The organism is Veillonellaceae bacterium, assembly GCA_025992895.1.
Lineage (GTDB): Bacteria > Bacillota > Negativicutes > Veillonellales > Dialisteraceae > Dialister.
In genome coordinates this window covers 1,264,938-1,284,278 of sequence record DAJPGA010000001.1, presented here as the reverse complement: position 1 = coordinate 1,284,278, position 19,341 = coordinate 1,264,938, and the positions used below count along the sequence as shown (strand labels likewise).

The window sequence follows — 19,341 nt, the reverse complement described above, 5'->3', positions numbered from 1 at the left end:
TTAAATATGAAGAATCTGTTTAAGTTACTTATTCCTCTCTTGGTACTTCTTCTGATACCGTTCGGATCCACATCTTTGGCAAAGGATGCGCAATTGACTGATTTCCGCTGGACATCCAGGAATGACGGAAATCCGCCATTCGTCCGGATCGTCATGGATTTATCCAAAGCGGTTCATGCAGAAGCCGCAATGGATGATTCCGGCAAAAACTTAGAGGTCATCTTAAGAAATACCAATAAAGGCGGTACGGCTTCCCAATTTGACAATATGGATAAAAGGGCAGTAGATTTTGCTACATTGTCCGAAAAGGATGGAGACACATACCTGGATGTCGCCTTATCCAAATCACAGAAAATGGATGACATCCGTGTGTTTGCGCTTCGTCCAGACAGCAAATTGAACAAGCCTCATCGTTTAGTCGTAGATATACCGATTCCGGGAGCAAAACAGACTTACACAAAACCGGCCAAGGGTATTTCAGCACCTGCCGTGGCTGCTCCTTCTGCCAAGACATATGATGTCTCTGACAAAGCGAAAAGCGTCCTGAAGGGTAAAATTATTTGTCTTGACCCGGGACACGGCGGAACAGATACCGGTGCTATCGGACACCTTGGCAAAAAGGACATTTATGAGAAGGACATCACACTTTCCATCGCCCTTCCGCTCAGAGATCTTCTGACATCCGCTGGCGCCAAGGTTGTCATGACACGTTCTACAGACAAAGATGTCTACGGTCCATGGGCTGATGCAACGACAGAACTTCAGGCTCGCTGCGATGTCGCTAATGAAGCCCATGCAGACGCCTTCGTATCCATCCACATTGATTCTTTTGCCAATTCCAGCATTGACGGAATCACTGCTTACTACAATGGAAAAAGCGCCAACGATCTGCTTCTGGCGCAAATGATGCATCAGGCAACCATCAACTCTTTATCCATCCCGGACAGAGGCGTACGTTCCAATGACTTTTATGTCAATGTCCATACCGCCATGCCGTCTGTCCTGATGGAAGTCGGTTTCATTACAAACAATCACAGAGTCCAGATGCTGACTTCGAGCTGGGCGCCAAAGAGCATTGCCCAGAGCCTGTTTGACGGCCTTGTAAGTTATTTCTCTGCTATAGAATAAAGGAGGTCCCATGAGAAAAAAAATAGCCTTAGCTTCAGCGCTCATTTTATCCATGGTTCTTGCCGGATGTTCCCCTGACAGCGGATCGAAACCAGCTTCCAATGCATCAGCTCTTTCCGCATCGGCCAATTCGTCATCTATTCCGGCCAAGGAATCTTCGACACTCGTATTTTACAGGCCGACAGAAGATGCTCTTCATATCCTCCCTGTTTCCATCAAAGTGAAAGCGGAAGATCATACAGCCAAGAATGCAGTCGAGGAGATGATCAGGTATGACAGGAAAGCCAAGTATCCGTTCATCCCTGCCGGAACTCATCTGAAAGACCTCTCCATTCAGGACGGAACGGCTATCGCCAACTTCACGGGTGAGGTCAACCAGATCAAAGGCGGAACATCGGAATCCCTTTTCATTGCAATGACGGTTGATACGCTGACTGAATTCCCCAATATAAAACGCGTGGAATTCCGGGCAGAAGGAAAACCGCTCCAGTTCCAGATGGATATGACCAAGCAGTTCATGAGAGACGAAAGTTACATCCAGCAGACCAAGACTTAAAAATCAGGGCATCTCTAATCGATGCCCTGATTTTTAAGTGCCTTCACAACCTTTACTAATTCGCAAAAAAACTGGCGTCCGGATCTGGCGCCAGTTTTTTATTATTCTTCTGTGATTACTGCTATCTCACCGTCTGCAAATGCCTGCGGATATCTGAATTCCTGATCCCCGCTGTCAAAGGCAACAGTCAGGCGGCCGCTTCCTATTTCAGAGATCTTTCCGTTTCCATAAACAGGAGAATGGACAAGTGTTCCGATTCCAAGTTCGAAGTATACGGTATTTCCATGTCTGGTTTCCTTGGGAGAGCCTGTGCTTGGTGCAGCTTTCTCTTTCCTTGTTTCCCCTTCCGGTACTGTATACGTTCTTCCCTTGCCCTTGGGCACTGTATCTTTCTTCGATTTTTTAGTGGAAGGAGAAGCAGAGTGCAGGAGCTTCTGAGGAAGTCCGGTCGGATACATAACGTGTTCGCCCGTGGCTTCATAGGTCACATAAGTACCTCTTTCAGTAATACGGCTGACCGTTCCCTTTCCCAGGACATCGTCAATGACAACGAGACCAATAAGCTGCTGGTCTTTTTCTTCCTTTTTCACCGGAGCAGGCTTCATTTCGCCCGGATCGAATGAGAATATTTTCTTCTCAATCGGTTCACCCTTCGCATTTGTTCTCTTCAGCTGAGGTCTGCCGCTCTTTTCGAATCTAGCGCCTCTTCTGTCCTTATCGGCAAATCTTCCTCCCGGCTTCCTGTCTTCAGGTTTTCTGCGGGGAATGACTTTTTCAAGATCGCCAAAGACTACGGTGATTCCATCCTCGGAAACCTTGCGTACAATGCCGACCCCAAGTTTTCTGTCTATGAATTCAACACCGGGTTCCAGTTTCCTGCGGAATTCCCGTTTCCCGTCCTTGAAGTCCTTGCCGTGTCCTGCTCCCCTGCCGCCGGAGAATCCTGGCTTCCCATGGCCGCGCTTGGAAAAATCGCGCTTCCCGCGAGGGCCTTTCGATGTATAGGAATGTCCTTTGCGGTTATTGTTTTCGTCCATTTTCTAATCCCTTCTAGTCATATCTCTGTTCTTTAATTCTTCTGTCTAAATCCCGCTTTGCAGCTTTTGCCGCCATATCCTGCCGCTTGTCATACAGCTTTTTGCCTGTAGCAGTTCCGATCTCCACTTTGACCTTTCCATGCCTGAAGTACATTTTAAGCGGTATCAGTGTATATCCCTTTGTCTTAAGCTGCATTTCAATTTTCATGATTTCCTTCTTATGCAGAAGCAGCTTCCTGGTCCTGAGCGGATCATGGTTAAATATATTTCCCTGTTCATACGGACTGATATGCGCATTCCATAAATATACTTCATCATTCTGGATTCTTGCAAAACTGTCCCTCAGGTTTACTTTTCCGGCCCGGATCGATTTTACTTCTGTCCCAGTCAACGCGATTCCGCATTCATAAGTATCATGAATGAAATAATTATGATACGCCTGCCGATTACTCACAATAGGCGGTGCATTCTTGCTTCCGTCCATACTCGCCTCCTGGATATTTTATCTGGCAATCCTTATGAGATTACCTTCTTCCTTTGGATTTCTTGTTTTTCTTTCCCTTTTTGGAATGTGATTTTGAGGATGATCTGACTTTTTTCTCAAGGTTCAGCGGTGAATGGATTTCTCCCATGAAGAAGTCGACTTCTTTTCTTTCCTTGTCCGCCTTGACCAGCGTTACCCTGACGGGCATGCCCATGGAATATGTCTTTCCGGAGAAACGGCCTTTGAGCGTCATGCTGTCTTCCTGATAGACGTATTCATCATCTTCCATGGTATCGATATGGATCAGTCCTTCAACACCATTATCAAGTCCTACAAATATGCCGAAATGTGTAATGCCTGTGATATGGGCATCGAATGGTTCCCCTACGAAAGGAATCATATATTCTGTCATCTTCAGATCATCGACATCTCTTTCGGTCTGTGTTGCATTCTGCTCTGTTTCAGAACAGTGATCGCAGGCTCTTACCAGGAAATCTGTCTGCGCTTTGAGCTGATTTTTCTTGAGCTGCTCGCTCAGTGCCTGACGGATCAGCCTGTGAACCATGAGGTCAGGATATCTGCGGATCGGTGAAGTGAAATGGGTATAGCACTTGCTTGCGATACCGAAATGGCCGGCATTCTCCGTCTTATAGCATGCCTGCGGCAGTGAGCGGAGCGTCATTACCTGTACGACAGGCTCGATGTCTTCGCCTTCTACACTTTCAAGAAGCTTCTGTATATCCTTTGGCGTGGGATCTTCCGGGATATGAATGGGAAGTCCCATAATGGATACCAGCCGTTTCAGTGCATTAAGCTTTTCTTCATCCGGATGGTCATGGACTCTGTATACTGATGTGTTTCCTGTCTTTTCAAGGAAACGCGCAACAGCTTCGTTAGCCGCAATCATAGCATCTTCAATCATCATCTTGGCAGCGCCTCTGATGCGTTTTTCGATACGCAGGGGCGTTCCGTCAAGATCGAGCACTACCTTGTATTCAGGAAAGTCAAAATTCAATGCGCCGCGCTCGGATCTGTTTTTGCGCAGGCAGTCAGCACAGGCTTTAAGATCCTTCAGCATCGGAAGGAACGGTTTCAGATCATCCGGTTCAATTCCTTCCTCAAACGCTTTGTTTATTTCAGGATAATTGCAGCGGCGTGCCACGCGGACCATGGATGGCGTGATTTTCTCTGTGTGAACATTTCCGTTCTGATCCACATCCATGACGCAGGACATCGCATAGCGGTCTTCGTCATGATTCAGACTGCAAAGATCATTGGACAGCTGGAACGGGAGCATAGGAATCACGCGGTCTGCCAGATACACGCTGTTTCCGCGTCTGTAAGCTTCCTCATCAAGGAGCATTCCCTTTTTTACGTACCGCGATACATCGGCAATATGAACGCCCAGTTCAAAATGACCGTTTTCCTTGCGGATACAGTATACCGCATCGTCAAGATCCTTGGAATCTGGTCCGTCGATGGTAACGATAGGAAGGTCCCTGAAATCTGCTACGCCATTTTCCGGAACAACTTCACGCGGCAGCGCATCGGCTTCCTTCATGAGTTCATCGGAGAATACATGCGGCAGCCTGTGCTGGGCAATGATGATATCGATATCAAGGCCCTTGTCCCCTTCATAGCCGATAACTTCTGTGACATGGCCTTTTGCATCTGTCCATTTTCCCGGCCATTCCGTTACTTCAACGATGACCCTTGCGCCAGTTGTTGCTTCCATTTCCTGGCCTTCTGGAATTTCAATGACCATATCGACCTTTTCATCAATCGGTACAGCCTCTCCGCCGTCTTTCAGCATTTCATACGTGCATACAAATGTATCATTTGCTCTTTCAATGACACGGGTAATGCGGCCTTCCGTATTATGCCTTCCGGTCTCGCCCTTGATCGTCTTCACTTCGACTTTGTCGTTATTGACAGCGTTCAGATGATTATCTTCACCGATATAAATGTCTTCATGCTCATCATCTGTAATGAGAAAACCAAAACGCGGACTATATGCCTTATAAATCCCCTCAAGCGTTACACCTGGCTTATAAACTAATTTCTCTGTCTTTTCCATTCTTCTCTCCAATTATCCAAACCGCACTTTATACTTCGCTTATCCGTTATCCAGGCCGGAATATTTTCCTGTGAATAAAAAGAAGGCCTGCAGTTTATGCAAGCCTCTTTTCATCAATCAGAAAGTATTCATATATCTCCCAAGTACGAGGCAGAGCACCGCAAAGATAATGCCAAATACCACAGTAAACTTAGAGAGAACTGCATCCTTGCCTCTGGTCTTGCCGCCTGCTACTGCTTCAGCACCGCCGCCGATAGCTGAACCCATGCCCGGCTGTTTGGACTCCTGGGCAACAACAACGACAATCAATAAAATGGATACCAATAATGTAGTTCCGATTAAAAAGTACTTCACTGTAAATCCTCCTCTATATCCGCTTTTCATTGCCTAAAAGCAGACATGGCCCTTCTTAAGATAATAAACCTAACATTAACTTTTATTTTATACTACTCTTGCATGCGGGTCAATACCAACACTATAATCCCGGTTAAAAATACAACGTATTGTTTCCCATAGTGCATGATCATAGCCGGAAGCACTTCCGTCTATTTTTTGCCTCTGAGTTTATCAAGTTTTTCCTGAACGGATGGAGGAAGTGAATGTCCTATTTCGCTTCTTTGGTTTGTCTGATTATTCTTTTTGATGAATGTATGCTGGTCCTTCTTGTCATGCTTCAAGGACCACATCAAGTCATCAACAGCCACGCGGTAGGATCCGTTTCCCAGGACCTGGCTTTGTTCAGGCCCGTCAGAAGTGACAACGTAAATAGACCTGTATTCATTCCGCCTGATATACGATTCCTTTTCTATATAGCTGTCTGCCGTCATCCTGCTCGGAGTAAAGATAATGGTAAAAGAATCCGACAATACTTCCTTCTTCACTTTTGTCGATGTGCCCATGCCATCAAACACAACAATCATTTCTATATTGTTATGGGCTCCGTAATCCTGAAGAAGGTCGATCAGCTTTTTCCGGCTGGATTCCAGATCATCTCTGCCAAATACATCCGGCACCCAGAATATCACATTATATCCATCAACCAGATAGAGATCTCTCATGATTTAATTCCTCTGTTTTACCGCCTCATACAGCAATAAAGCCGCCGCCACGGAAACGTTCAGTGACGAGACCTTTCCTCTCATAGGGATACGGACACAGAAATCACACATCCTGCGTGTAAGAGGGCTCATCCCTTTTCCTTCCGCACCCATGACAATGACAAGAGGCCCTTTGAGGTTGGCTTCGTAATACAAGCTTTCCCCGTCCATGTCTGTTCCCACAACCCAGAAGCCCTGTTCTTTCAGATACTTCAGCGTCTGCTGTATGTTTCCGATCCTGCAGACAGGAAGATAGGCAAAAGCGCCTGCCGCTGTTTTCATAGCGGCCGCTGTGACAGGAGAGCTTTTATGATTCGGCAGAAGCACGCAGGCAGCACCGGCGCATTCAGCCGTGCGGACAATGGCGCCTAAATTCCTGACATCCTCCACTCCGTCAAGAAGAATGAAAATCGGATCTTTTCCTTCCCATTTCTTAATGACAGCGTTCATATCCTGATACTCATAGGGGAAGAGAAGTGCAGCGATTCCCTGATGGACAACACCGCTGGACATGGAGTCAAGTTCTTCTTCCTCCACTTCCTTTATCGGGACAGCACGCAACTTGGCTTCTTCAAGGATTTCCTGAAGCCTTTCATCATGTCTGCCGCTTTTAAGATAAATCTGCCTGACCTTTCCGGCACGCAGAAATTCCATGACACTGTTTCTTCCGTATGTCATAAGGGAAGTATCAATATCAGGCTTCCTTTCTCCCCTGTGCTGAACGGGATTTCTCCTTTTAGCCTGCATGCTCTTCGGACGCTTTTCGTTTCTGCCGGTGTCTTTGTTCTGCTTATACGAGGAATTCTTTTCCCTGGTTGTATGAGATGCTCTTTTATCCTTCATCATTCATTTCCTCCGCTAAAAAGCGCAGTCCCCTGTCCATGATAAAATTCTGTCGATCCGTCTGGCCTGAAAGATACAGATAACCGATCAGAGCTTCAAAAGCTGTCGATTCGCGATATTCCTCGACAGTTGCACTCTTCGGCACATTGGAATGTGTATTTCTTGCACGTTTGCAGACCTTGAGCTCCCTGTCTGACAGAAGTTCCATGATATCAAAGAGAATACGGCTCTGCCATTTGGCCGATACCATTTCAGAAGCCAGGCTGTTTAAAATTTGAACATTATAAATTCCTGTATCAATCAAAGCTTTCCTGATGAAGAAAGACCAGCATACGTCGCCGATATAGGCCAGTGTCAGCGCATCCATGGAAAAAACCTCCTGCTCACTAAGAGCAGGAGATGCCTTTCCTATTTTGCGCGTCATCTGTTTTTTTAAAAAGAGGACTCTTTTAAACTCCACGTTTTTTCCACCTTGCTCCCGTCGGAGTATCTTCAATCACAATACCGATTTCGCCAAGCTTGTCGCGGATTTCATCAGCAATCTGATACTGTTTGGCTTTTCTTGCCGACTGTCTGATTTCAAGAAGGACATTCATGAGATCATTATAGTCTTTGTCGTCATAGGCTTCTTCTTTCTTCCATTCCTTTTCCAGAATGCCAAGGACGTCGAGAATTGTCTTGAATGTCTGTCCTGCTTTATCAGCAGCTTCCTTGTTGAATGCAGTGCCTGCATGTACTTCGTTGTAATATACATTGATTGCCTTTGCCAGTTCAAACATGGCACCGGTTGTGAGGCCTGTATTGAAATCATCATCCATGGCTTCATGGAATACCTTCATGGCATGATCTGCTGCTTCAGCAAGTTTCCTGGAAGCTTCTGTTTCTTCGCTGCCTTCCATGGAGGACATTTCCTTGATGCGGGCAATGACATCTTTCAGCTTGTCCATGTTCTTTTCTGCTTCTTCCAGACGGTCATCGGAGAAGTCAAGCGGGCTTCTGTAATGAGTAGACAGGAGGAAGAAACGGAGGGCATCTCCGGAATACTTTTCAAGGACATCCTTCACAAGGAAGAAGTTATTGAGAGACTTGCTCATCTTTTCAGAGTTAATAGTAATAAATCCATTGTGCAGCCAGTAATTGACGAAATGGCAGCCTGTGCATCCTTCGGACTGGGCGATTTCATTTTCATGATGCGGGAAAATAAGATCGGATCCGCCGCCATGGAAGTCGATGGTGTTTCCCAGATAGTGGGTAGACATGGCAGAGCATTCAATATGCCAGCCCGGTCTTCCCTTACCCCACGGGCTTTCCCAGAACGGTTCACCCGGTTTTGCTGCTTTCCACAGGGCAAAGTCGCCCGGGTTTCTCTTTTCATCGTTGACTTCAATGCGGGCACCGGCGAGCATATCTTCCACTTTTCTTCCGGACAATTTGCCATAGTCCTTGAATGTGGAAATGTCATAATAAACATCGCCGCCTAAAACATAGGCATGTCCGTTCTTGATCAGTTCTTCCACCATATGAATGATATCATCCATATGATCGGAAACTCTCGGATAAACGTCTGCACGACGTACATGCAGCGCATCCATGACCTTGAAATATGCATCAATGTAACGGTCGGAAATTGTCTTCCAGTCGGTGCCTTCTGCATTCGCTTTATTGATGATCTTATCATCGACATCCGTGAAATTCTGTACGAATTTTACTTTGTAGCCGATGTATTCAAGATAACGGCGGATGATATCCCATGTAACTGCCGGACGCGCATTTCCGATATGCGGATGATTGTATGGCGTTACTCCGCAGACATAAATCTTGACTTCACCAGGAGTGATCGGCTTGAAAACTTCTTTCTCCTTTGTCAGTGTGTTATAAACTTTGATTTCTTCCATAAAAATTCCTCCAATGACTATTTGGGATCCGCAGCCCTTAATACCAGTGAGACACTGCTTTCTTTTAATTGAACTGTCTGCCAGCTTCCATTAAAAAACCACCGCCTCACAGAGACGGTAGCCCGTTATCCACTCTGTCGGCATAAGCCGCTCAAAATGTTTTTATCGCAAACATACGGAAAAGGATACTACGTTTCCCCTTTTCAGCTCACAAATGCATTTCGCTCCGTTTAATCAAGACAGTTTCACCGATTCCTGCCCTCTCTGTATGACAAACCTGAGGTACTTCTTTTGTTCATCGCCCATATGACTTTTTTAAATAAGCATCCACAGCTGACCTGGCTTTTGACCCCACACTCGCCTGCTGGAGCTTTCGCTACCCGGTGTTCCCTCTCACTACTAACCCTCTCGGTTTACCGGCAGGACTTACTTCTAAACCGCACCATGCTCAGCAGAAATTTTTTCTGCGTTACGTGGATCGTTTTGGCTGCGACTGCCATCGATTTTCAGCCACAGACCTGTGATGCTTATTTATCATTATAGATGCAATACGCCAAAGCTGTCAACAGCAAAAGAGGGATAAGATACGGCAATACAGCCGAATCGTCAATTCCCTTTTTCCGTGCTGAAAATGACATCAAATATGCCAGTTGAGGAATAAATAAATTTGTCCGCGTTCCTAGGCCTTATCATCGATAATGGCTGCGCCGCCTCTTTCTCCTGTACGTATTTTGACCGCTGTATACAATTCAGAGACGAAAATCTTTCCATCCCCAACATGCCCTGTATTGCAGACGCCGCGGATGGTATCGATCAATGTATCAAGCGGCGTTTCATAGATGACGATTTCCACTTTGATTTTGGGAAGAAGATTCACATAGAGTACGCTTCCTCTGTAAATTTCCTCCTGCCCTCTGGTCAGGCCGCACCCATAGACTTCGGTCACTGTAATTCCCGTAACACCAATTTCGTAAAGTTTATCTTTTAATTCCTCCAGTTTTTCCGGACGAATCACTGCATCCACCTTGTATATTTTCTTTTCTTCACTCATAGCATGCTCCTTATAACTTGAAATAAGCGCGTTCACCATGGTCGATCAGGTCAAGCCCCTGTGCTTCTTCAGAAGCAGTTGCGCGGATTTGCATGAATGCGCCAAGAATCTTCAGAATCAATACAGTCATGACAACGGCAACGATAATACCTGTAACAATTCCTGTAATCTGCGGAATCATCTGGGCCGGATTTCCGTAAAGAAGTCCGTCAGCCCCGGCAGGATTGACTGCCTTCGTGCAGAATACGCCAGTCATCAATGCACCCCATACGCCGCCTGCGCCATGGCAGCCAAATGCATCAAGCGTATCATCATATCCAAGTTTTGCCTTTACATAGGAAACAAAGAAGTAGCAGACAAGAGGAGTTGTTATACCGATCAGGAAAGAGGCGGAAGCATCGACGAATCCGGCTGCCGGTGTAATGCCTACCAGCCCGGTCAGGATGCCCGTCATGAGACCCAGTGCCGTCATCTTTTTATGAAGGATCTGTTCAATCAGCACCCAGACCAATCCAGCCGAACAGGAAGCAATGCCCGTGTTAGCCAGAGCTTGCGCCATGACATCTGAAGCATTGAGAGCTGCACCGGAGTTGAACCCAAACCAGCCAAGCCATAAGAAACTGCCTCCAAGGCATACATAGGGGATATTATGGGGATGCATGGTCAGGATTCCGTATCCTCTTCTTTTTCCAATGATAACAGCAGCAGCCAGTGCGGAGAATCCGGAAGTTACATGGATAACCGTTCCACCTGCAAAATCAAGTCCTCCCATATTGCGGATCAGGCCGCCCACGCCCCAGACCATGTGGGCCATCGGATCATAAACCAGAGTCCCCCAAAGAAGAACGAACAGGCAGTAAGCAGGGAATCTCATTCTTTCAGCAATTCCGCCGCTTATGATTGCCGGTGTCAGGATAGCAAATGCCATCTGGAACAAAGCGAAGAGTATATGCGGAATCGTTTCAGAATACTCCGGTTCGGCTGCCATGCCCACATTCTTGAAGAATGCCCAGTCAAGATTTCCGATAATGCCACCAACATCCGGTCCGAAAGACAGGGAATACCCGTAGAGGAACCACTGCACTGTGAAGATTGCCAGGCATATCATGGGCATCATGATTGTATTGATTGTATTCTTTCTTCTTACGAGGCCGCCATAAAAAAATCCCAGCGCCGGCGTCATGATCAGGACCAGAAGCGCAGCTATTGCTACGTAAGCAGTGTCCGCCCCGTTCAGGGCGCTTTCTCCATCTGCTGCCAGGGCAGCCCCTGGTGTCATTAAAAGAAGTGCCAGGGGTATAAGATACTTTTTCATATATAGATTCCCTCCAATAAAAAAATCATGACGCAGTCTTCGTCATGACATCTTTGCCATCTATAAAATTATTCATTATCCGGATTTTACTCACTGTCGATATCCCGTATGCACATACGCTTTATAATTTCTTCCATTCTTAGAACCAATTCCGCCCAAAATGAATGTTATCACAATTCCCACCTCCCAAAAGCGAAAAGCCCGCATACGTATCGTATGCGGGCCCCATCACCATATGTAAAATTATGTTTCTTATTATAGCCTGCCTTTTTTCAAAAAACAAGCCCATATCATAAATTCAATATCTTTCCGCAATCATTCTCCCTTGAGAATCCTGACAGCATTTCCCAGGACTTCCCCTATATTATCCCGGAAGACAAGATCAGCAGCGTTATCTTTGGATGTAGCATCCCTGTTGATAATGACCAGTGCATCCCCACTGAACTCATTGATAAATCCTGCAGCAGGATAGACGGCAAGACTGGTTCCCCCGATGATCAGCATATCTGCGCCGCGTATGAGCCATACTGCATCATCGATGGCATTGATATCAAGCGGCGGCATCATAAAGCACTATATCCGGCTTTATGATGCCGCCGCAGTCACAATGCGGCACTGGATTTGAGCGGGAGATGAATTCAGGAAGATCATACTGCTTTCTGCATTTTTCGCAGGTATTGTAAAGCGTGGAGCCATGAAGTTCCACTACATTCCTGCTCCCCGCTTTCTGATGGAGCCCGTCAATATTCTGAGTAACGACACCGGAGAGTTTTCCCATCTTCTCAAGCTCTGCCAATGCCCTGTGCGCCGCATTAGGCTTTGCCCGGCTGATCGTTTCCGCCATTTTCTTGTACATAGTGAAAAACAATTCCGGATGCTCCCTGTAAAAATAGTGGGAAAGCATTTCTTCCGGAGACCATTTCTCGCTTACCTTCTGATGATACAATCCGTTCTTGCCGCGAAAATCCGGGATTGCAGATTCCGTAGAAACACCTGCTCCGCCAAAGAAGACAATATGCTGGTGATCTTTTATCATCTCCGCCAGCTTTTCAATACTGCTATTCTCTTCAGCCATTTCTCCTCTCTCCTCTCTTACATGATAATTTTGAAAGTCTTATCCGGGCAGCCTTTCCCCTGGATTATACGTCTCAAAGCATTGACACACAGCGTTCTTTGTTCTATTGTTTATTATAATTCAAAATTTTAAAGCCTGCATTTTAAGGAGGGTTCTTTATGGGTCAGTTAACGTTAGCAAAAGCAAAGGAAATACTGCCGAAATACACGACAGAGGATCATCTTTTCACTCATGCAGCTGCCGTCAGCGCTGCTATGGGCGCTATGGCTGCCATTTACGGCGGTGACAAGGATCACTGGGAAGCAATCGGTTATCTTCACGACGTAGACTATGAAAAATACCCGAATGAGCACTGCCATCATGTCAGAGAATTCCTGGCCCCCGAAGGTGTCGATGAGGATGATATCAAGACAATCATTTCTCATGGATATGGATTATGCACGGATGAAGTCATTCCGACGACTGACATTGAAAAAAGTCTCTTTACGGTCGATGAATTGACAGGTGTCGTTCATGCATATGCCCTTATGCGTCCTGAAGGCATTACAGGCATGGATGTCAAAGGCCTGAAGAAAAAATTCAAGGATAAAAGATTTGCTGCCGGATGCAATCGTGACGTCATCAAGAAAGGCTTTGAGATGCTGGGTCTTGACCAGAATGTTGTCATGCAGGCCTGCATTGACGGCATGACTGAGCACAAGGATGAACTCGGATTGAAATAATCTGAATGAATAATAAAAAGGAGAGCCCGAAAGAGCCCTCCTTTTTTATTGACCAATATTACTTTTCTTTTTCCGGTTCTGTCTTCTTTGCCGCCTCTTCTGCTTCCATCTTCTTGATCTTGTCCATCATCTTGATGCGGCGGATGACTTCCTGTCCTGCATCACTCTTCAGGTAAACAAGTGTCGTCTTCGGAACCATGCGGTATACCGTTTCCCAGTCATCTTCAGCAAGTGCCTTTCTGACGGTTGAAGCAGATACGATCTGATTTCCCTTCTGCTCTCTGGGGATTTCCTTCAGCTCGATGCCGCTTTCGTTGAACACTTCTTTCATTGCCTTATTATAAGCAAGTGTTGTTTTATCTGTAGGTTCTTCCCCGACAAATCTGACGCTGATGTTGAGGGCCGGGGCAATCCTGGTTGCAAAGACTGTTGCATCCAGCTTTGTCTGGGCAGCAAGTTCATCGGTACCTTTAATGAAGTATGTCGGGAATGTAGCATTGGAAATAATATAGTCTCCGCCGCTGATGACTTCTACGCCCTTCATATCCCTTACGCCCTGCTTAAGAAGGGAAAATCTGTCGGAGAACGGGAATACGCTCCTGTCTTCCCTGACAGCAAAGATGATGACTTCATCGCAGTTGTTATGAGCATATTCGACAAGGCTCCTGTGGCCTAATGTGAAAGGATTGCAGTTCATGACAATAGCGCCGCGGTTCTTGCCTTCGCCAGAGCCAAGGATAGCGCGTACTCTTCCCAGGTAATCCTCCAGTGTATCCGTGCCATGTTCAAGAAGCGCTGCATATGGTTCAGCGACAGCGACGCATTTGAATCCCATATGCTCAAAGACCGGTACATTGGCAGGTTTTGTGAAAATCTGATTTCCTGTAATTCCACGGCGGTATGATTCCCCCTGAAGGTTGCGGATGATTCTTCTTGTCAGCCCCTTCTTCTGGTAATCTTTGCTGATGGCAATATCACGCATGACTCTGCCGCCGAGTGAGCCTGTCCCGATCAGCTTTCCGTCCTCAAAAAGTCCCATTGTATAATCGATATTGCCTGTAAAGGTAAGTCCAAATCCATTTAAAAATTCTATGACTGCAGCCTTTTCATCTGGATTCGTTAAGAAGATTTCACGTTCTGTAATCATTTGACAGCTCCTTTATTTGAAATAATACTCGACATATCATAACAAGAGTATACTATTTACTATTTTTATATAAGTATTATAGCACATAAGGGAATCAGCGGCAAAATAATGATGATTATTTATCATTTGATGATTACTAAATCAAATATGTGTATTTTGATGGATATGCAATAAAAAAGCTGTGAAAAATGATTGTTCATATTCACAGCTTTTTATTGCGGTCGTTATTTAGTCTCTTCGGCCGCGGATGCTTCTTTTTCCTCAATAAAGCGGATTGCATCTCCCAGGATATACAGGGATCCGCAGATCATGACGATATCGTTTTCGCCAGCGGCAGCGGCAGCATCGGAAAGTGCTTCATTTACACTGTGTTCTGCCTTGAACTCAGCTTTGATTTTCTGTGCTTCAAGCATGGTTCCGATTTCTTCTGCCTTGCGTGTTCTCGGTGTTGGTGCTTCACATGCAAATACCATATCACCCTTGCGTACCAGGAGCTGGAGAACGGTTTCCGTATCTTTATCTGCCAGGGAGGCAAATACGAAAATCCTGCGTTTTCCAGGATACTGTTCATCCAAAGCTTCACCAAGAGCTTCCGCGCCTGCCGGGTTATGGGCACCGTCCATGACATAGGTAACACCATTGACATCATGGATTTCAAAGCGTCCCTTCCACTGGCTTCTTGCCAGGCCTTCTCTCAAATCATTTTCATTGATGCGGTCATCCTGCTTCATGACAACAGAAAGTGCCATCGTGGCAACGGCTGCATTGACGGCCTGATGCGCACCGACAAAAGGAACGAAAAGCAGACTCTTTTCCAGTTCCTTCGGCATGTCTTTTCTCTTGACGACAACAACCTGTCCGTTTTTCCATTTGCTTCTGGAATCAATTTCAAAGTCTCTCCCGTAGAAGTAGATTCTGGAGCCTTTTTCATGAGCTTCTTTCTTGAGTTTCTTCAAGGCAACATGCTGCGCAGCAGTGACTACGGGGATTCCCGTCTTGATGATGCCGGCTTTCTGATGGGCGATTTCTTCCAAGGTATTTCCCAGATATTTCATGTGATCCATTGCCACATTCGTAATGATTGAGACGACGGGAAGAATGACATTGGTGGAGTCATAAAGTCCTCCCATACCCACTTCGACAACCGCATAATCTACCTTTTCTTCACGGAAGATCCAGAAGGCCATAGCTGTCAGCAGTTCAAACTCAGTCGGAGTTTCAACGCCTTCAGCAATAACCTGATCGGCCGCTTCTTTGACAACAGTCGCCGCTTTTGCAAAAGTTTCCCTCGTCACGTCGTGGCCGCCTACATAGATGCGTTCCGTGTAGTCGATCAGGTGCGGTGATACATATCTTCCTATTTTCAGCTGTGCGTTTTCCAGAACGCTGGTAATCATGGCAACAACGCTGCCCTTGCCATTTGTTCCTGTTACATGGATTGTCCTGTAAGCTGTTTCCGGATGTCCAAGCTTTTCCAGAATTGCCTGAATGCGCTCAAGGCCCGGCTTAATGCCGAAAGAAGCAGCCTGTTCCAAGTAAGTTACTGATTCCTGATAATTCATCGATTCTCCTTTTCCGGCCGTGGATCTGAATCATCCCTTCCGGATTGAAATAAATAAAGTCGAAAGAAAATCATTGCCTGCTGTAATGCTTTATACTCTCTGAATAAGACACCATAACACTGCCAGTCGGTATTCCCAAGAGGCAGTGTTAGTGTCAATCATTGATTAAAGGTTTTCAAGGAAGGCAAGGCGTTCATTCAAAGATTTCATCTTTTCTTCGAATTCTGCCAGTTTGTCCTGTTCCTTCTTTACAACATCTTCCGGAGCTTTGGCAAGGAATCCCTTGTTATTGAGTTTGCCGGATGTTCTGGCAATTTCCTTTTCAAGAGAGGCTTTGCTCTTCTCGATTCTTTCCTTTTCCTTGGCAGTATCAATCAGGCCCTTCAGTTCCAGATAGATTTCCATGCCTGTAACGACTGCAGTCAGCGCATTTTCAGGCTTGTTTGCATCTGCCGGCAGGATATCCATCTTTTCAACATGAGCCAGCTTTTCGAAGTATCCCTTATTTTCTTCAAGGCACTTCTTCAGGTCATCACGAAGAACAACATTCTGGATATGGCACTGCTTGTTTGGCGCTACATTGGCTTCTGCACGCATATTGCGGATTGCTTTGATGGCATCCATGATGCGGTCAAACTGTTCAGATTCAACCGGGAATCTTAAGTTTTCATCAGCCTTCGGCCATGGAGCTCTTGCCAGTGTTTCTCCTTCATGCGGCAGATGCTGCCAGAGGTGTTCTGTAATGAACGGCATGAACGGATGCAGCAGGGCGAGCATGCGTGTCAGTGTGTAAACAAGGACATACTGCGTGACTTTTCTGTCATCATTGTGTTCGCCATAGAGACGGGCTTTTGCGGTTTCAATGTACCAGTCGCAGAAATAGTTCCATGCGAAATTGTAAATGCTGTCTGCAGCTTCACCCAGTTCGAATTTATCGAGGTTATTGCTTACATAATCTTCTGTATAAGCAAGGCGGTCAAGAATCCACTTGTCTGCCAGTGTCAGCTGATCTTTGGACGGAACGAAATCCTTGTCATAGTCATCCAGGTTCATCAGTGTGAACTTCGTAGCGTTCCAGAGCTTATTGGCAAAGTTTCTGTTTCCTTCTACTCTCTCATAGTAGAAGCGCATATCGTTGCCCGGTGTGTTTCCGGTAACGAGGGTGAAGCGCAGTGCATCAGCGCCGTATTTTTCAATGACTTCAAGCGGATCGATGCCGTTGCCAAGGGACTTGGACATCTTTCTGCCCTGGGAATCCCTGACGAGGCCGTGAATGAATACGTACTTGAACGGAATCTCATGCATGAATTCCATAGACATGAACATCATTCTGGCAACCCAGAAGAAAATGATGTCATAGCCGGTAACCATTGTGGATGTCGGATACCACTGCTTGAGAACCGGTGTCTGTTCCGGCCAGCCCATTGTCGAGAACGGCCAGAGTGCAGAGGAGAACCAGGTATCAAGGACATCCGGGTCCTGATGAATATGTTCGCTTCCGCATTTCGGGCACTTTGTCAGATCCGTGCGGGATGCGCTTACTTCGCCGCAGTCGTCGCAGTACCATACCGGAATTCTGTGGCCCCACCAGAGCTGTCTGGAAATGCACCAGTCATGGATATTTTCAAGCCACTGGATGTATGTTTTGGAGAAACGTTCCGGAACAAACTTAGTCTTGCCGGATGTAACAGCTTCCATGGCCGGGCCGGCAAGCGGTTTCATCTTGACGAACCACTGCTTGGTTGTCATCGGTTCTACGATCGTCTTGCAGCGGGAGCAGTGTCCGACAGCATGCTTTGTTTCTTCAATCTTTACCAGGAGGCCGGCATCCTTCAGATCCTGAACGATGGCTTTTCTTGCTTCATAACGGTCCATGCCGTTGTACTTGCCGGACTTCTCGTTCATCGTGCCGTCTTTGTTCATGATGACGATGGTCTCAAGATTGTGGCGGCTTCCCACTTCGAAGTCGTTCGGGTCATGCGCCGGAGTAATCTTGACGCAGCCTGTGCCGTATGCCATATCTACATAATCATCAGCAATGATCGGAATTTCACGGTCTGTTGTCGGAAGTTTTACCTTCTTGCCTACAAGATGGGCATATCTTTCATCGCTTGGATTGACAGCAACGGCTGTATCTCCCGGGATTGTTTCAGGACGTGTCGTTGCAATCTGGACATATCCGTCTTCACCGACGATCGGGTAATTGAAATACCAGAGATGTCCGACTTCATCCTCATGTTCTACTTCGATATCAGAAAGGGCAGTCTGGCATCTCGGGCACCAGTTGGTAATCCTGAATCCCTGATAAATCAGGCCCTTTTCATACAAGGATACGAAAACTTCCCTTACTGCACGCGCACAGACATCATCCATCGTGAAACGTTCTCTCTGCCAGTCGCAGGAAGAACCCAGTCTTCTGATCTGAAGGCCGATACGGTTTCCAAACTTCTCTTTCCACTGCCAGACGCGTTCCAGGAATTTTTCACGGCCGAGATCATACTTGTTGAGGCCTTCTTCAGCGATCTGCTTTTCGACCTTAACCTGAGTTGCTATGCCTGCATGATCCTTGCCCGGCAGCCAGAGTACGTTATATCCCTGCATTCTCTTGTAACGGATAAGAATATCCTGCAGTGTGTTATCAAGGGCATGTCCCATGTGAAGCTGGCCGGTAACGTTCGGCGGCGGAAGAACGATGCTGTACGGTTCTTTCTCCGGATCCGGTTCATCATGAAAAACGCCATGATCTTCCCAATACTGATACCAACCCTGTTCAATTTCGCTTGGATCATACTTGTCCAGCTTTTGATCTTTTAAATCGGCCATGTTTTTCAACTCCTGTTAAAATAAAAAAGCTCTTCCATCCATCTATAGGACGAAAGAGTGCTTCCGCGGTACCACCTAAATAATCATTAAAAAATGATCTCTCATTAGCGCGTAACGTGCGCGGCGGACTTAGAGTCAGCTCCGGGGTGACTTATCGATTCTTTCCTGCCATTTTCCAGCACCAATGGCTCTCTGTAAAGAAATCCACGACTTCTTCCCTTCACAGCTTTTATATATGGTATATAATAGCAGGATTTATTTCTTTATGCAAGAATATTCTTACCATGAGAAGCGGGATAAGACAATTGATATGTTTCCGCATCATCAGAAAAATACTGCTTAAAATCATTTACATAGATATCTATGTAAATTGGAAACTCTGTCTTAGATGTAATATAATATATAAATGGTGTAATAGTTTTGCAGAGTCTTTTTCTATAACTGACTATTCCTGCTAAAAATAATAATACAAGTTTTTATATATCTTGCCAGTCATATGCCGGTGCATCACAGCCCCCTGCTTTCAAGT

At 46.1% G+C, this 19,341-nt stretch carries 16 protein-coding genes, 1 pseudogene and 1 other annotated feature; of the genes and pseudogenes, 3 read left to right on the top strand and 14 right to left on the bottom strand.

What is annotated here, in order from left to right:
• The first annotated feature begins 6 nt into the window (after window positions 1-6).
• Window positions 7-1,128 carry an N-acetylmuramoyl-L-alanine amidase gene (locus OIM03_05415; GenBank protein ID HJI73713.1) on the top strand — a complete coding sequence of 374 codons (1,122 nt, stop codon included), beginning with the start codon at window positions 7-9 and terminating at the stop codon, window positions 1,126-1,128.
• A gap of 10 nt (window positions 1,129-1,138) precedes the next feature.
• Entirely contained in the window at window positions 1,139-1,684 is a 546-nt protein-coding gene (locus tag OIM03_05410) for a GerMN domain-containing protein (GenBank protein HJI73712.1), read from the top strand.
• 101 nt (window positions 1,685-1,785) lie between these two features.
• Here the strand turns inward: OIM03_05410 and OIM03_05405 are convergent, their stop codons facing one another.
• From OIM03_05405 to OIM03_05355, 11 genes and pseudogenes are all read right to left on the bottom strand, one after another.
• A complete protein-coding gene (locus tag OIM03_05405; protein HJI73711.1) occupies window positions 1,786-2,721 on the bottom strand; it encodes a hypothetical protein in 936 nt (311 codons plus the stop codon).
• 13 nt (window positions 2,722-2,734) lie between these two features.
• Window positions 2,735-3,205: an SsrA-binding protein SmpB gene (gene smpB, locus OIM03_05400; protein ID HJI73710.1), complete on the bottom strand. Its 471-nt coding sequence runs from the start codon at window positions 3,203-3,205 to the stop codon at window positions 2,735-2,737.
• A gap of 40 nt (window positions 3,206-3,245) precedes the next feature.
• Window positions 3,246-5,282, bottom strand: coding sequence for a ribonuclease R (gene rnr, locus OIM03_05395; GenBank protein HJI73709.1), 2,037 nt, complete (start codon window positions 5,280-5,282; stop codon window positions 3,246-3,248).
• Between the two features lie 117 nt (window positions 5,283-5,399).
• The gene (gene secG / locus OIM03_05390) at window positions 5,400-5,636 is read right to left on the bottom strand and encodes a preprotein translocase subunit SecG (protein HJI73708.1); all 237 of its coding nucleotides are present in this window, start codon (window positions 5,634-5,636) and stop codon (window positions 5,400-5,402) included.
• Between the two features lie 191 nt (window positions 5,637-5,827).
• Window positions 5,828-6,340, bottom strand: coding sequence for an NYN domain-containing protein (locus OIM03_05385; protein HJI73707.1), 513 nt, complete (start codon window positions 6,338-6,340; stop codon window positions 5,828-5,830).
• 3 nt (window positions 6,341-6,343) lie between these two features.
• Window positions 6,344-7,225, bottom strand: coding sequence for a 23S rRNA (guanosine(2251)-2'-O)-methyltransferase RlmB (gene rlmB, locus OIM03_05380; protein ID HJI73706.1), 882 nt, complete (start codon window positions 7,223-7,225; stop codon window positions 6,344-6,346).
• The gene (locus OIM03_05375; protein HJI73705.1) at window positions 7,212-7,589 is read right to left on the bottom strand and encodes a ribonuclease III; all 378 of its coding nucleotides are present in this window, start codon (window positions 7,587-7,589) and stop codon (window positions 7,212-7,214) included. Before OIM03_05375 ends, rlmB begins: the two co-directional genes overlap by 14 nt.
• Before the next feature lie 82 nt (window positions 7,590-7,671).
• The gene (cysS, locus tag OIM03_05370; protein HJI73704.1) at window positions 7,672-9,117 is read right to left on the bottom strand and encodes a cysteine--tRNA ligase; all 1,446 of its coding nucleotides are present in this window, start codon (window positions 9,115-9,117) and stop codon (window positions 7,672-7,674) included.
• Window positions 9,118-9,796: 679 nt separating this feature from the next.
• Window positions 9,797-10,168: a P-II family nitrogen regulator gene (locus OIM03_05365; protein ID HJI73703.1), complete on the bottom strand. Its 372-nt coding sequence runs from the start codon at window positions 10,166-10,168 to the stop codon at window positions 9,797-9,799.
• A gap of 10 nt (window positions 10,169-10,178) precedes the next feature.
• Window positions 10,179-11,483 carry an ammonium transporter gene (locus tag OIM03_05360; protein ID HJI73702.1) on the bottom strand — a complete coding sequence of 435 codons (1,305 nt, stop codon included), beginning with the start codon at window positions 11,481-11,483 and terminating at the stop codon, window positions 10,179-10,181.
• Between the two features lie 315 nt (window positions 11,484-11,798).
• Window positions 11,799-12,558 (bottom strand): annotated as a pseudogene (locus tag OIM03_05355) (NAD-dependent protein deacylase).
• A 158-nt stretch (window positions 12,559-12,716) separates the two neighbouring features.
• Between OIM03_05355 and OIM03_05350 the strand changes: the two are divergent.
• Window positions 12,717-13,280 carry a hypothetical protein gene (locus OIM03_05350; protein ID HJI73701.1) on the top strand — a complete coding sequence of 188 codons (564 nt, stop codon included), beginning with the start codon at window positions 12,717-12,719 and terminating at the stop codon, window positions 13,278-13,280.
• A 58-nt stretch (window positions 13,281-13,338) separates the two neighbouring features.
• On the opposite strand, the gene citC is transcribed toward OIM03_05350, so the two are convergent.
• The 3 genes from citC to OIM03_05335 all read right to left on the bottom strand — a co-directional run bounded on the left by citC (window position 13,339) and on the right by OIM03_05335 (window position 18,812).
• Entirely contained in the window at window positions 13,339-14,427 is a 1,089-nt protein-coding gene (gene citC, locus OIM03_05345; GenBank protein HJI73700.1) for a [citrate (pro-3S)-lyase] ligase, read from the bottom strand.
• Window positions 14,428-14,651: 224 nt separating this feature from the next.
• A complete protein-coding gene (locus tag OIM03_05340) occupies window positions 14,652-15,989 on the bottom strand; it encodes a bifunctional folylpolyglutamate synthase/dihydrofolate synthase (protein HJI73699.1) in 1,338 nt (445 codons plus the stop codon).
• 165 nt (window positions 15,990-16,154) lie between these two features.
• Window positions 16,155-18,812: a valine--tRNA ligase gene (locus OIM03_05335; protein HJI73698.1), complete on the bottom strand. Its 2,658-nt coding sequence runs from the start codon at window positions 18,810-18,812 to the stop codon at window positions 16,155-16,157.
• 42 nt (window positions 18,813-18,854) lie between these two features.
• Window positions 18,855-19,045: a binding site (T-box leader), on the bottom strand.
• Window positions 19,046-19,341 lie beyond the last annotated feature (296 nt).

Excerpts from the sequence above, each read along its gene's own strand:
- OIM03_05415 (HJI73713.1), top strand. The coding sequence starts at position 7 with ATGAAGAATCTGTTTAAGTTACTTATTCCTCTCTTGGTACTTCTTCTG.
- OIM03_05410 (HJI73712.1), top strand. The coding sequence starts at position 1,139 with ATGAGAAAAAAAATAGCCTTAGCTTCAGCGCTCATTTTATCCATGGTT.
- OIM03_05405 (HJI73711.1), bottom strand. The coding sequence starts at position 2,721 with ATGGACGAAAACAATAACCGCAAAGGACATTCCTATACATCGAAAGGC.
- smpB (HJI73710.1), bottom strand. The coding sequence starts at position 3,205 with ATGGACGGAAGCAAGAATGCACCGCCTATTGTGAGTAATCGGCAGGCG.
- rnr (HJI73709.1), bottom strand. The coding sequence starts at position 5,282 with ATGGAAAAGACAGAGAAATTAGTTTATAAGCCAGGTGTAACGCTTGAG.
- OIM03_05385 (HJI73707.1), bottom strand. The coding sequence starts at position 6,340 with ATGAGAGATCTCTATCTGGTTGATGGATATAATGTGATATTCTGGGTG.
- rlmB (HJI73706.1), bottom strand. The coding sequence starts at position 7,225 with ATGATGAAGGATAAAAGAGCATCTCATACAACCAGGGAAAAGAATTCC.
- OIM03_05375 (HJI73705.1), bottom strand. The coding sequence starts at position 7,589 with ATGGATGCGCTGACACTGGCCTATATCGGCGACGTATGCTGGTCTTTC.
- cysS (HJI73704.1), bottom strand. The coding sequence starts at position 9,117 with ATGGAAGAAATCAAAGTTTATAACACACTGACAAAGGAGAAAGAAGTT.
- OIM03_05365 (HJI73703.1), bottom strand. The coding sequence starts at position 10,168 with ATGAGTGAAGAAAAGAAAATATACAAGGTGGATGCAGTGATTCGTCCG.
- OIM03_05360 (HJI73702.1), bottom strand. The coding sequence starts at position 11,483 with ATGAAAAAGTATCTTATACCCCTGGCACTTCTTTTAATGACACCAGGG.
- OIM03_05350 (HJI73701.1), top strand. The coding sequence starts at position 12,717 with ATGGGTCAGTTAACGTTAGCAAAAGCAAAGGAAATACTGCCGAAATAC.
- citC (HJI73700.1), bottom strand. The coding sequence starts at position 14,427 with ATGATTACAGAACGTGAAATCTTCTTAACGAATCCAGATGAAAAGGCT.
- OIM03_05340 (HJI73699.1), bottom strand. The coding sequence starts at position 15,989 with ATGAATTATCAGGAATCAGTAACTTACTTGGAACAGGCTGCTTCTTTC.
- OIM03_05335 (HJI73698.1), bottom strand. The coding sequence starts at position 18,812 with ATGGCCGATTTAAAAGATCAAAAGCTGGACAAGTATGATCCAAGCGAA.